The organism is Sporosarcina koreensis (assembly GCF_000826145.2).
Taxonomy (GTDB): Bacteria; Bacillota; Bacilli; order Bacillales_A; family Planococcaceae; genus Sporosarcina; species Sporosarcina trichiuri.
Map to the genome: position 1 here is coordinate 1,407,039 of NZ_LN651337.1, position 11,607 is coordinate 1,418,645.

The window sequence follows — 11,607 nt, forward strand, 5'->3', positions numbered from 1 at the left end:
AAAGAAATGGCGGTTGCTGCATGGAACAGACATCACAGCGAGGCACTATCCCAAGATTCCTAGTATCCGTGGTCGCCATCATCTTCCTGTCCAGCCTGGCCTCTGAAGTGCTGATCGCAATACTGCAATCGTATACAGGCAGCGTGTCGGGTGAAGTGTTCCTGAGAACAGTCATCCTGTTCCTGTTTGCCGTACCCGCACTGACAGTCGCACTGAAACGGAGCAGCCAGGCAGAATGGCATCTTCAGCGCCAGCTCGAACAGAACAGGGAGATTCAGAAACAGCTGACGCGGACGAACATCGAATTGGAGTATAATGCGGCGCATGATGCGCTGACCGGGCTTCCGAACCGTCTTAAGCTGTTCAGCGATCTGGAACAGAAAACGGAGGTACAGGAAGAGTTCAGCGTCCTGTCGCTGGATCTTGACCGGTTCAAGACAATCAATGATACAATGGGGCACCTGTCCGGAGACCGGTTCATCAAACTCGTCAGCATCCGGCTGAAACAGTCACTTCCGGCCGGTACATCGCTTTACCGTCATGGCGGTGATGAATTTGTCGTCTTGTCGGAACTGCCGAATGACCAGATCACGGAAGTCACTGAAGTCATCCTGTCCGTATTCAAAGAGCCCTTTGAAGTGGAAGGTACGCTGCTCTATACGTCCTCAAGTATCGGAATCAGCCAGTTCCCCGGCCACGGACCGGATGCCGCCGCATTGGTCAAATATGCGGACAAGGCAATGTATGAAGCGAAAGAGCTGGGCGGCGGCAGAGCGCAGCTGTTCACGCATCCCGAACTCGACCAAAGTGAAAAACTGATGCGCATCGAAAGTGATCTGCGGGTCGCACTCGATACGGACCAGCTGACGCTCCATTACCAGCCGGTCATCGAACTCGGGACCGGCCGGCTGGAAGGGTTCGAGGCTTTGATCCGCTGGCAGCATCCCGAACTCGGCCTTGTCTCCCCGGCAGAATTCATTCCCATGGCGGAGCGGTCCAGCCTGATCGACGATATCGGCATGTGGGTGCTGGAAACCGCCTGCCGGCAAGTGGCCGACTGGCATGCAGCCGATCCTTCCCTGCGGCTGGCGGTCAATGTCTCGATCCGCCAGTTCCGGAATCCGCAATTCCCCGGCGTCGTCCGGGATGTGCTGCAAGTGACGCAGTTCCCGGCAGACCGGCTGATCCTGGAAATCACCGAATCGATGATGCAGGACGATGCCGATTCACGGCTCGTCATCGGGGACATCCGCTCGCTCGGCGTCAAATTCGCAGTCGATGATTTCGGCACGGGCTATTCCTCGCTCAGCAAACTCGGGTTCCTGCCGATCGATTACTTGAAGATCGACCGCTCCTTCACAGCCGAGATGGGGACGCATGCACCGATGCAGTCGATCGTCCAGACCATCATCGATATGGGCCGCAACCTGGATGTGCTTCTGATTGCGGAAGGCATCGAAGACGTCCAGCAGGCGGAACTTTTAAAGAGGGGCGGCTGCCAGCTCGGGCAGGGCTATCTGTTCAGCCGTCCGATCCCTCCTGAAACAATCGAACATCAGTATGGCCTTTCTTCAACAACTCAGGAAATCTCCAATGCTTCGCCAGCACAAAAAGCGGCCGCCGACATTCCTGTATGAATGTCAGCGGCCGCTTTTCATTTCAGCAGTCCAACCCGTCGATTTCCCCGGCGTGCGGCATCGCGGACAGCGCGCCAGGCTTTGTCACACACAGCGCGCCCATCCGGTTGCCGAACCGGATGATCTCCCGCCAGGCTACAATGTCCTGCGGCCAGCCGTGCTGATGGATCTTGCAGAGGATCCCTGCCGTGAAGGCATCCCCCGCGCCTGTCGTGTCGACCGCTTCCACATGCATGGCCGGTACCTCGAACCGTTCTCCTCCGATCACGGCCAGTGTCCCGCCTTCACCCCGCGTCAGCAAAACAGCAGGGATGTCATAGGCCGCCAGCCGTTCAAGGCCTTCTTCCAGGACTTCCGCTTCCATCATGAACAGCAGTTCCTCTTCCGTCACTTTCACAACATCGGCTTGCCCGAGGAAGGACACGGTCACCTCCCTGCACTGTTCCTTGCTGTCCCAGCGGAGCGGCCGGATGTTGGCGTCATAGGAAACGAGCGTATCTGCCTGCCGGGCCAGCCGGACGGCGCGGCGTGTCGTCGCAAGCGCAGCCGGATGGAACATAGTCCCCGAGCACATATGGAAGATGGAGGCACCGCTGAACGTCCCGATGTCCAGGTCATCTTCGGTCACTTGGATGTCCGGCGTGTCGTTCACATAATTTGCGAACACGCGGTCATGGTCGGCTGTCAGATGCACATAGACACCGTTCACCCGCTTCTCGGGCCGGATGACGGACGGCGTCAGATCGACACCTTCCCGTTCCAGTTCCGCACGGACGAATTCCGACGTTTCATCGCTTCCTGTCACTGTGATGAACGAAACCGGCGCACCGAGACGCGCGGCCCCCGCCGCCGCATTGACGGTTGCCCCTCCGAGGTACGGCCTGAACGATGTATTGGATGCGTCTTCCGCGATGTAATCGACGAATACATCGCCGTAGACCACTATGGATGTATTCAAAGGACCCGCTCCTTTCATCGTCCGTCCGCCAGCAATTTCTCCGACTGTTCCCGGTGGTTCACATACAGCGGGTTGCCGGGCTGCAGTTCCGCTGCATGGCTGATGGCATGGATCGCTTCTTCGTGACGGCCGAGCGACCGCAGACTGTTCGCCAGATGGAACCAGAAATCGTACCTGTCCGGATACCGCCCGACGAGCTGTTCCATCACCTGCACCGCTTCTTCGTGACGGCCGAGTTCCCGCAAGTAGTTCGATTTGTGATAAAGGAAGAACACTCCGTCATCCGACCGTGTCTGCCCTTCATCGAATTCACGGAGCGCTTCCTCCGTCAGACCTAGCTGCCGGCAGCACCGTGCCGCATAGAAATGGAACTCCAGGGCATCCGGCTCCACAGTGAGCGCCTGTCTGTAAAAGGCGAGCGCTTCTGTACAGCGCCCCTGTTCAGCCAGATAATAACCGGCATAGTAGAGCAGATCGAGATTATCACTGTCTTGGGCAAGCGCCTCTTCGACCGCTGCAGCCGCATCCGCCCACTGCCCGTCCCCGGCAAGCGCTTTCGCCTGGACAACAGCGGGATGGGCAGGGTCTTCCAAAGTGTCTGTCAAGATCGCAAGCACGCGCTCCTGCTTCTGTTCATCCGCATGGCGCAATGCCGATCTGCCGTCGAAGTCTTCGAGATGCGCAGACGCACCCGCGTCAACCAGCGTCTGGATGACATCAGCATACAGCCTGCCCCCGTCCCCTAGGATGACGGCTTCCAGCAATGCACTCCAGCCGAGGTAATTGACATGGTCGACAGGGACTCCGGCCGCCAGGCATGCTTCCACTGTCCGCAAGTACGCTTTTTCCGCCGCCGGCAATAAGGCTGTCCCGCCGAACCGGTTGACGCTTTCCGGGTCTGCCCCTGAGCCCGCCATGAGCTGCAGGGATTCCGTGAATCCATTCGCGCCAGCGCAGATGAACGGCGTCAGTTCCGTGTGATCGCGCCGGTTCGGATCGCTCCCCGCATCCAGCAGCAGACGGACACATGCCGGATGGTCGTGCTGGACCGCCAGAAAGAGTGCCGTCCGCCCTTCTGCATCAGCCGCCTGTACATCGGCACCTCCCGCGAGCAGCCGGGCTGTCTCTGCAGCGTCCCCTATTCTCGCAGCTTTCAGCAATTCGTTCTCTGTCATCCTCGTATCCCCTTTTCTGTCGAGTCCTTCTCTCTTCAGTTTACTTGAAAACCGCCGGGATTTCCTCTTCGAATCAATTCCCCGAGCTGTCATGGTATAGTAACTACATAGAAAGGATGGTTGGATGAATCAGCAACAAGCTCTGCAGCAGACATTCGAACACGCACGCTCCTGCTTCCCGAGTCTTGGGGACACCTACAACGGGCATCCCGTCCTGTTTTTCGACAATTCGGCGGGCGCGCAAGTCTCCCGGTTCGTGATCGACCGGGTGACAGACTACTACATTCACCGCAATGCCCAGAAAGGGACGATCTTCAAGCGTACTGCCGACATGCAGCAGGTCATCGTCGAGGCGAGACAGCTAGCGGCTGACCTGATCGGCGCTGCAGGTCATGAAGAGATCGCATTCGGTCAGAACGCAACAAACTTCTTCCATCTGTTCGCCCACCATCTCGGCCGGGACCTGACAGCAGGAGACCATATCATCATCACCGAGGCCGATCACCACGCTAACGTCAACCCGTGGCTGGAACTGGCGGAGCGCGGCATCCGCGTACACGTCTGGAATGTGGATGAATATGGAAGCCTGGATATGCAGCAGTTCAGGGAACTTCTGGAACTCGGACCGAAAGTCGTGGCGGCCGGGTGGGCGTCCAATGCGACCGGCACCGTCCATCCGATGAAAGAGATTGCGCGCCTCGCTCACGAAGCGGGCGCACTTGTCGTCGCGGACGGCGTCCAGGCAGCGAGCCACCTGCCGATGGACGTGAAGGAAGCGGATGTCGATTTCGCCGCGTTCTCGACGTATAAGATCTTCGGTCCCCATATGGGATTCGGCTACTTCAACCGGGGCCGCCTGGAACGGCTGGACGGCTGGAAGATCCAGAAAGAGCTCGGGCAGGATGCTTACTTCTTCGAGGTCGGTTCCCAGAACCACGAAGGGATCGAAGGGTTCATCGGCAGTATGGAGTATCTGGCCCAGCTCACACGGGATGCTGAAGGGAACGGCCTGTCACTCAGCGGCACGCCGTTTGACGAAGCGGCTCCCGGACGCCGGGGAACGGCGGGTGCCATGCACTTCGCACAGCTCTACGAACAGCAGCTGACCGCCCATTTCCTGGAACGGCTGCAGGCGGTCAGCGGTGTGATCCTGTACGGCAGACCGGCGGATGATCCGTCAGCACGGCTCCCTGTCTTCGCATTCAACATCGAAGGGATCGAAACGGATGCACTCGGCCGCGCGCTGGATGAAGCAGGTGTCGAAGCACGGACAGGCAACTACTTGGCGATCAGCCTGATGGAACGGCTCGCCGGACCATTCGGCGGCGGAGCACTCCGCATCAGCCTTGTGCACTACAACACGATCGAAGAGATCGACCGGTTCTTCGGAATTCTCGAGTCGGCACTTCAGAAGTTGAAATGAAATAAGAAAAAGCTTCCGTCCCCCAAATTGGACGGAAGCTTTTTCGATTCATCATTTCCCGCAGCACTTCTTGTATTTCTTCCCGCTGCCGCATGTGCATGGGTCGTTGCGGCCCGGCTTCTTCGCGGGTTCGCCGTCAGCCGCTGCAGGCTGTACGGATCCCGGCGCCAGTTCATGCAGCTCCTGCGGGGTATAGCCCCGGTTCTCGATCATGCGGACCGTGTTGGAGACACGGATGGCGGCCGGCATGATCCGGTTGATGCTCTCCTCGGACAGTGGACCGGCCGCCTCCATGAGGCGCACCGCCGCCTGCATGAAGTTCGCATGCCAGACGGACAGATCCTTCATGTACGCATGCAGCATCCGGTCGATCTGCATCTGCGGAATGTGCTGCTCGAGGAACAGGCGCTCCAGCTCTTCGATTTCCGGTGTGTGCTCGATGTATCCGGAATCTGCGTAGCGGAGGAGCTGTTCCTTCGGCGGCTCAAAATACGGCTTGCCGTAGATCTCCTTGAAGAACTGATCGGGATCGATGTGCACGAGTTTCGGTCCGAGGAAATGCCCGTTCCTGACGAAGATGACATCTTCCTTCAGACTCGATTCGATGCCGGATGACGCCACGAGAGCAAGCAGGTCGTCTGCGGACAGTGTCTTGCCGTTCTGTTCGCTGTACAGCGACGCGACATGCTCGGCCTCTGCAAACCCATACAGATTGACCATCGCACGGATGTACTGTTCGATTTCATGCTCATCTTCAGAGAGGGCGGCCGGTTGAGCCGGATTGGAATCCCGGGCCGTCCCTGGCACCGTTTGCGGTGCAGCCGTGTCCTCCGCTTCGGAGTCCCGGTACGGATCGCTGAGGATCGTATGGTTGTCGTGATCGATCTTATCCCAATCCGTCTTGCCGTATTTGATCGTCTTCAGCATCCGGTTGATGTGCTGCTTGTCATACAGCCGCCAGCCGTTGCTCCGCGCCCATGCAAGCATATGATCATGCTCCGGGTCGGCCGGGTTGCGGATCGTCTTCAGGAAGGCTTCGAATCCGGGCGGTCCGCCGACGTCTTCGGGCGGCGCCTCCCCTTCTGCATCCAGCAGAGTCGGGAATCCGAAATGGTAGTCGTCGACGATATCCTCCAGCTCGATCTTGAACCGCCAGCCGTCACCGAGATCATACTCGTAGATCAATTCTTTGAAGTCTTCGATGTACGTATCGATTTTGAGCCGGGTCGGCTGCTTCGGCTTGAGCTTTTTACTGCCTTTCAGCTCTTCGCGCCGCACAGGGTTGTCCGTGATGCACAAGCCATCGACTTCGATCTCGAAGAAGTGATACGGACTGTCCGTGTAATAGCTTCTGAAGTTGGTGACGTGCTGGATCGTCGAATGCAGACGGTTGAATGTCGCGCCCGCCGGCATGACAACCCGCCGCCAGACGGGTTCGTGCATATCGAGCATGGTGAATTTCAGGATGTATGATTTCATAGTGGCACCTCGAGTCAATACTGGTAGTTTTCTCTTTAAGTAGTGTACCACATTCCGTCAACCTGCCGGGTGCTCCTAAATGATCGCTTTGACGAGAAGCTGCACGAGAAGCCCGATGATGACGAGCCGCAGAAGGACTTGTACATGCCGGGGATTCAGCTTTTCGGCGATCCGCACACCGAGCTGGGCGCCGGAAAGCGAGCCGATGACGAGCGCAGCGGCAGCGGGCCAGATGATCTTGCCCATATAGATGTAGCTGACAGCTGCACCGAAGCCGCTGGAGAATGTCGCGAGCCGCATGAAGCCGATTGCGCGGATATACGAGATCCTCATATGGTTGAACAGGAACAGCAGCAGCGTTCCCTGCCCCGGTCCGAACAGGCCGTCATACAGGCCGACGCCGATCAGTCCGAATACACCGCTGCGTTTCGGTTCAAGTGCTGCTGTTCCCGCGAAGTCCGCTTTCGAGAGGAATGATGTGAAGAATGCGCCGATCAGCAGCGCGATAGCGATGTGGAACAGAGTTTTATCCGATATGTGGGTCGCGAAGAAGCCGCCGAGGATGCCGCCGGTCAGCGACACAGGCAGGATCCACCAGGACTCACGGAGGGTGATCTGCTTTTTGAGCAGGACGGTCAGGAACGTCGAAAACGAACTGACGGTTGTCGATATTTTATTGGCTCCGATCGTGGAGTGGATCGGAAAGCCCATCAGCAGCATGGCGGGCATGGTGATCAGCCCGCCTCCGCCTGCGAGAGTGCCGAGCGTCATGGCGACCATCGCAGTAATGGAGAGAAGAATGTAGTCCATAGGTTGTCGCCCCTTTCTTCTTCCAGTATACGCCTGGTCTGCCGATAAGTTAATTTGATAGTTATTAATCTTCTTAATAACTTATTCTTATGGGATGAACCATTACACCTCTGAGGATTGTGTATGCCCGGCGGATTTCTTCTTCCGGATCGGGTACGATTTGCTGACAAACGGGATTTCATCCACCCCGTGTGCTTTGTTCACATAGACCGCCATGACGAACAGGACATTCGCCATGAGCTGGGCAAAATCGAACAGGATATCCGACACTTCCCGCTCGAGCGATACTTTATGAAGGGCGCGGACGGATTTCTTCGCCTCGCTGCGACATACATGAAGGACTGTGGCCGCATGGGTGCCCTGCGGCAGGACGAACTGTTCGACGAGCTCGCCGAGTTCGCCGGTGTAGTCATCGTACAGACCGCTCAGCTTCTCCAGGTCTTCCGGCGTGATCGCAAGCTTGCCGCGCACGGAGCCGTTCAGGTGATAGGCGAGCGGCTGCAGCCAGCGGAGATCGGTATGGACTTTCTCGATACCTTCCGTCAGTGAGAGGGCTTCGCCGATCCGTGTCGTCAGTGAATCGGTGCGAATTTCAAAATCGACCGTCGAGGCGGATTCCCGCATGAACGGGTAGCAGATGTAGCGCATGTCTTTTTTCATCGGATATCCCTGCTTTCCTAGTCTTTTGGCCAGTATACCATAATGCTAATCATGAGATTGACAGTATGGTGGGCACACTGTACATTTGAAACAGTATTCAGACAGTTCACAAGACAATTCGTCCGGACTTCCTGACTGCCAACAAGAGACTTACAGGGGGACGAGACAATGCTGACAACCGAACAGTTGACTGCGATCAAGCAGCTGCAGGAGGAGTGCAAGAAACATGATTCAGTGGAACTGAAGCTGAACTGGGATATGCTGAAGAGCCGTTCAGGCGGTCGGGAGGATTTTTTCCTATGGAAAGACGGGACCCTCATTGCATACCTGGCGCTGTATGCATTCGGTTCCACGGTGGAAGTGTGCGGGATGACAGCGCCTGCAGAGCGCCGGAACGGACATTTCACCCGGCTGTGGCAGGATGCGCAGCCCGTCATTGAAGCGGGCGGATTCCAGAAAGTGCTGCTGAACGCACCCGGTGACTCCGAGTCTGCCAAAGGATGGCTCGCGGGGCAGCCCTGCCGCTATTCATTCTCGGAATTCCATATGCAATGGTCCGAACAGCCTGTCGGCGATAGCCCGGGAATCACCATGCGCCTGTCCGCACCTTCCGACAAAGCATTTGAAGTGGAGCTAGATGCCGAGGCCTTCTCGCTGACCGAGGCCGATGCCGAGCAGTATTACGAAACACGGCTGGCCCGTCAGGACGAGAGCCGGTATATCATAGAAGCGGACGGCATACCGGCAGGCAAGATCCGGGTCGCGCGGAGTGATGGGGAATCGTACATTTCAGGATTCGCGGTCGCGCCTGGCTTGCGCGGCAAAGGCATCGGCGGCCAGGCGCTGCGCTGGGTCGTTCAGCAGGAAGCACCGACCGGCAACACGATCTGCCTCGACGTCGAGACCCGCAACGCCAATGCGCTGAAGCTGTATGAGCGGATTGGTTTCGAACGGAAACAGCAGCAGGATTATTATGAAGCGGATCTGCAGGGACTATCCTGATTCCCGAATACGTACAAAACAGCTCACTCCTAAGCTTGGGGTGAGCTGTTTTTATGCAATCAAGCGGTGCCCGCCTGTGTCGCTGCATTTTCAAGATAGCCAGAACGCCAAAACCAGCAGCGTCCAGCAAGAAATCAGGCCGCCGCCAAGAACTGTGGCAGACAGCATGAAGAAGTAGATGAATGACGTCCGATGCTCAATGCATGCGTTTCGCCGGATGATGAGCACCGATGAAATGAAAAGCACAGCACTCAGTATGGATAGTCCAATCAAGTAATATATCACGTCGGCAGCAGGCAGCCAATCGTTCAGCGAATAGGCTAGATCCTGCCCGTGAATGCTAAGTATTGCACCCCCTATGAATAATAGAATAGCGATGCTGTATGTTTTCATGACTGATTGTGCCTCCCCTGCCATCCGGCTGAGTATTGTGTAGGAAATGGCCTACATTAGGTTCAATTGCCCGCCTCATGCCCAAGCGGCAGGATCGGATGGGCGTCTTGATACAGATCCCCTCCCCAGCTGCCGTTCGATACCTTGGTGCAAGTTTCGTCATCACAAGTGAATCCATATGTGTTTTGATCTGTAACGACGGTGATTTGATAGTTATAAATCGACTCGGGGTTCCCTGTATTGAAACGGTCCACCTGCTGTTTCACCGCATGGACCGTTTCCTTTGCCGCGATGTCCTTATACTGCTGGGTTTCCAACACCATCATCGTCATTTCCCCGAGAATCGCCTGGTCTTCGAGGTTCGGTGCGAATGAACGGTATAGATGACGGTCGATGGCCAGGTACGCTGTCAAAGCGAGACTTGCGAACAGGACGAGCGCCATGATGATTGTCGATTTTTTCATTGAAGGTCACTCCCTTTCATTAAAAGAGTTCACAAGTCTCAGTCGGTCTGGCGGATCGGTGTGAACCCGGACTGCGCCACGAGCCGCTGCCTTTCATCCGATAAAATCCACTCGATCAGTTTCCCAGTGTTCGGATTGTCCGATCCGGCCGTCACTGCATAGATCGTCTGGATGTATGGATAGGCGCCAGACTGGATTTCCTTTGTGCCCGGCGGTATGCCATCCACTTCCAGCAGTTTCACGTTTCCTTTCTCCGCAAGCGGCTGCGCGGTATTCCGATACGAATAGCCGATGGCGCCCCTGCTGTTCCTGTATTCCGCCAGCTCCCGGACGATGCCGCCACTCGAGAATTCCGAAACAGGCTCCGTCGGCGGATGTGCGAATGGAGTTCCGTCCATGATGCGCTCCATTTCCTGCTGGCTGCGGCTCCCGGTCTTGCGCTGATAGGTGATGATCGGTTCTTTGCGTCCTCCGACGTCACTCCACTCTGCCAGGCCGCCGCCATAAATCCCTCGAATCTCCTGTTCGGTCAGGCCGCTGACACGGTTGCCGCGCGGTACATAGAAGACGAACGCTTCCTTTGCGACAGGCGTGAGCTTCAGTTCCAACCCTGCTTCTTCCGCCCGTTTCTGCTGGGCCGCTGTAGGTGCCGGCGCGAAAATGATATCCCGGTCACCGGTCATGAGACGGTGGTACGCATATCGGGGATGCTCGGTCAGGACAGTGCCGTCACCGGTGAAATGTTCATAACTCCCCTCGGAATAGACCGCCTGCACAAACGCCGCGTACATCGGATAGTAGGCAGTCGCCCCGTCCATCCTCGGCAGCCGGCCGTCCAGCGTGAACGCCGCCCCGCCCTCCAGATGTTCAGCTTTCGTGGATGGCGAGAATGGGTCATACTCAAGGAGGTTCGCTTCTTCCGCGACAGCCGGCAGATTGTCGGCATGGATCTCTTTAAGTGGTGCATAGCCGCTGATAGCAAGTGCGGCAGCCGCAATGCCGAGGAAGCCGACCCGGCGCCGCCAGCTTGTAAAGTATTTTTTGAAAACAGGATGACGGCAGAACTTGCAAACAGAGCGGCGAGGACAACGAACGGCACCAGATCGGGCGTTCCGTTCAGTGTCAACAACCCCAGCGTGGCAAAGGTGAAGAAGGCGATGATGCTAATGAAAATGATGGACGGGACGATGAACATGTACTGTTCCTCCTTATACGGCGTTCAGTTCTCACAAAAGGCCAATCGTCGGTACGAAATATAATCTTAAGTTCAATTTAGTGTAATTTTACACTAATAGTTATTGGCAGTCAACAGGGCTTTTCGGTGGGCTTCTGAGGTATCGGACAAATCATTGGACATATCGGACACTTGGCGGTGTATATCGGACACTTGGCGGTGTATATCGGACACTTCGCCCGAGGTATCGGACATTTGGCATGATGCATCGGACACTTCGCCGAATGTATCGGCATCCGGACACAATTCAAATGCCTGAATGGTGCTCGCCTGCGGCTCGTTTCCTGTCGTGCCTCCCGCCCGCGGCCGCTCCCGTTCGCCATGAAAAGGCCATGCCGCGCAGCAAACCCGCAAGCCTTCCCTCCCCCGGGG

Annotated in this window: 13 protein-coding genes; 4 read left to right on the plus strand and 9 right to left on the minus strand. The window is 56.9% G+C overall.

Annotation, left to right across the window (positions count from 1 at the left end; genetic code table 11):
• The first annotated feature begins 20 nt into the window (after nt 1–20).
• On the plus strand, nt 21–1,637 hold the full coding sequence (locus BN1190_RS12700; protein WP_179860789.1) for a putative bifunctional diguanylate cyclase/phosphodiesterase: 1,617 nt from the start codon (nt 21–23) through the stop codon (nt 1,635–1,637).
• Between the two features lie 22 nt (nt 1,638–1,659).
• Here the strand turns inward: BN1190_RS12700 and BN1190_RS12705 are convergent, their stop codons facing one another.
• The gene (locus BN1190_RS12705; RefSeq protein WP_244898714.1) at nt 1,660–2,595 is read right to left on the minus strand and encodes a carbohydrate kinase family protein; all 936 of its coding nucleotides are present in this window, start codon (nt 2,593–2,595) and stop codon (nt 1,660–1,662) included.
• Nucleotides 2,596–2,609: 14 nt separating this feature from the next.
• Nucleotides 2,610–3,770 carry a tetratricopeptide repeat protein gene (locus BN1190_RS12710; RefSeq protein ID WP_040287390.1) on the minus strand — a complete coding sequence of 387 codons (1,161 nt, stop codon included), beginning with the start codon at nt 3,768–3,770 and terminating at the stop codon, nt 2,610–2,612.
• A gap of 124 nt (nt 3,771–3,894) precedes the next feature.
• On the opposite strand from BN1190_RS12710, the gene BN1190_RS12715 reads away from it, so the two are divergent.
• Nucleotides 3,895–5,193, plus strand: a complete 1,299-nt coding sequence (locus BN1190_RS12715) for an aminotransferase class V-fold PLP-dependent enzyme (protein WP_040287391.1) — start codon at nt 3,895–3,897, stop codon at nt 5,191–5,193.
• A gap of 51 nt (nt 5,194–5,244) precedes the next feature.
• On the opposite strand, the gene BN1190_RS12720 is transcribed toward BN1190_RS12715, so the two are convergent.
• The 3 genes from BN1190_RS12720 to BN1190_RS12730 all read right to left on the minus strand — a co-directional run bounded on the left by BN1190_RS12720 (nt 5,245) and on the right by BN1190_RS12730 (nt 8,142).
• Complete coding sequence (locus tag BN1190_RS12720) at nt 5,245–6,672, minus strand: plasmid pRiA4b ORF-3 family protein (protein WP_052461865.1); 1,428 nt, start codon at nt 6,670–6,672, stop codon at nt 5,245–5,247.
• A 75-nt stretch (nt 6,673–6,747) separates the two neighbouring features.
• A complete protein-coding gene (locus BN1190_RS12725) occupies nt 6,748–7,482 on the minus strand; it encodes a sulfite exporter TauE/SafE family protein (protein ID WP_040287392.1) in 735 nt (244 codons plus the stop codon).
• A 102-nt stretch (nt 7,483–7,584) separates the two neighbouring features.
• A complete protein-coding gene (locus tag BN1190_RS12730; protein WP_040287393.1) occupies nt 7,585–8,142 on the minus strand; it encodes a hypothetical protein in 558 nt (185 codons plus the stop codon).
• A 168-nt stretch (nt 8,143–8,310) separates the two neighbouring features.
• Between BN1190_RS12730 and BN1190_RS12735 the strand changes: the two genes are divergently transcribed.
• Nucleotides 8,311–9,144, plus strand: coding sequence for a GNAT family N-acetyltransferase (locus tag BN1190_RS12735; protein WP_040287394.1), 834 nt, complete (start codon nt 8,311–8,313; stop codon nt 9,142–9,144).
• A gap of 90 nt (nt 9,145–9,234) precedes the next feature.
• Here BN1190_RS12735 and BN1190_RS12740 read toward each other — a convergent pair whose 3' ends face one another.
• From BN1190_RS12740 to BN1190_RS12750, 3 genes are all read right to left on the minus strand, one after another.
• Entirely contained in the window at nt 9,235–9,537 is a 303-nt protein-coding gene (locus tag BN1190_RS12740; RefSeq protein ID WP_040287395.1) for a hypothetical protein, read from the minus strand.
• 62 nt (nt 9,538–9,599) lie between these two features.
• The gene (locus tag BN1190_RS12745) at nt 9,600–10,001 is read right to left on the minus strand and encodes a hypothetical protein (protein WP_040287396.1); all 402 of its coding nucleotides are present in this window, start codon (nt 9,999–10,001) and stop codon (nt 9,600–9,602) included.
• A 38-nt stretch (nt 10,002–10,039) separates the two neighbouring features.
• Entirely contained in the window at nt 10,040–10,819 is a 780-nt protein-coding gene (locus BN1190_RS12750; RefSeq protein WP_052461866.1) for a PstS family phosphate ABC transporter substrate-binding protein, read from the minus strand.
• Nucleotides 10,820–10,945: 126 nt separating this feature from the next.
• Here BN1190_RS12750 and BN1190_RS12755 point away from each other — a divergent pair, with 126 nt between their 5' ends.
• Nucleotides 10,946–11,260 (plus strand): hypothetical protein, encoded by a 315-nt coding sequence (locus tag BN1190_RS12755; RefSeq protein WP_144036102.1) that lies wholly within the window; start codon nt 10,946–10,948, stop codon nt 11,258–11,260.
• Nucleotides 11,261–11,289: 29 nt separating this feature from the next.
• Here BN1190_RS12755 and BN1190_RS12760 read toward each other — a convergent pair whose 3' ends face one another.
• Nucleotides 11,290–11,589, minus strand: coding sequence for a hypothetical protein (locus tag BN1190_RS12760; RefSeq protein ID WP_144036103.1), 300 nt, complete (start codon nt 11,587–11,589; stop codon nt 11,290–11,292).
• Between the last annotated feature and the right edge of the window lie 18 nt (nt 11,590–11,607).

Coding starts and splice junctions, on each gene's coding strand:
- BN1190_RS12715 (WP_040287391.1), top strand. CDS start 3,895: ATGAATCAGCAACAAGCTCTGCAGCAGACATTCGAACACGCACGCTCC.
- BN1190_RS12750 (WP_052461866.1), bottom strand. CDS start 10,819: ATGGACGGGGCGACTGCCTACTATCCGATGTACGCGGCGTTTGTGCAG.
- BN1190_RS12745 (WP_040287396.1), bottom strand. CDS start 10,001: ATGAAAAAATCGACAATCATCATGGCGCTCGTCCTGTTCGCAAGTCTC.
- BN1190_RS12725 (WP_040287392.1), bottom strand. CDS start 7,482: ATGGACTACATTCTTCTCTCCATTACTGCGATGGTCGCCATGACGCTC.
- BN1190_RS12710 (WP_040287390.1), bottom strand. CDS start 3,770: ATGACAGAGAACGAATTGCTGAAAGCTGCGAGAATAGGGGACGCTGCA.
- BN1190_RS12740 (WP_040287395.1), bottom strand. CDS start 9,537: ATGAAAACATACAGCATCGCTATTCTATTATTCATAGGGGGTGCAATA.
- BN1190_RS12755 (WP_144036102.1), top strand. CDS start 10,946: ATGGATCTCTTTAAGTGGTGCATAGCCGCTGATAGCAAGTGCGGCAGC.
- BN1190_RS12735 (WP_040287394.1), top strand. CDS start 8,311: ATGCTGACAACCGAACAGTTGACTGCGATCAAGCAGCTGCAGGAGGAG.
- BN1190_RS12720 (WP_052461865.1), bottom strand. CDS start 6,672: ATGAAATCATACATCCTGAAATTCACCATGCTCGATATGCACGAACCC.
- BN1190_RS12700 (WP_179860789.1), top strand. CDS start 21: ATGGAACAGACATCACAGCGAGGCACTATCCCAAGATTCCTAGTATCC.
- BN1190_RS12730 (WP_040287393.1), bottom strand. CDS start 8,142: ATGAAAAAAGACATGCGCTACATCTGCTACCCGTTCATGCGGGAATCC.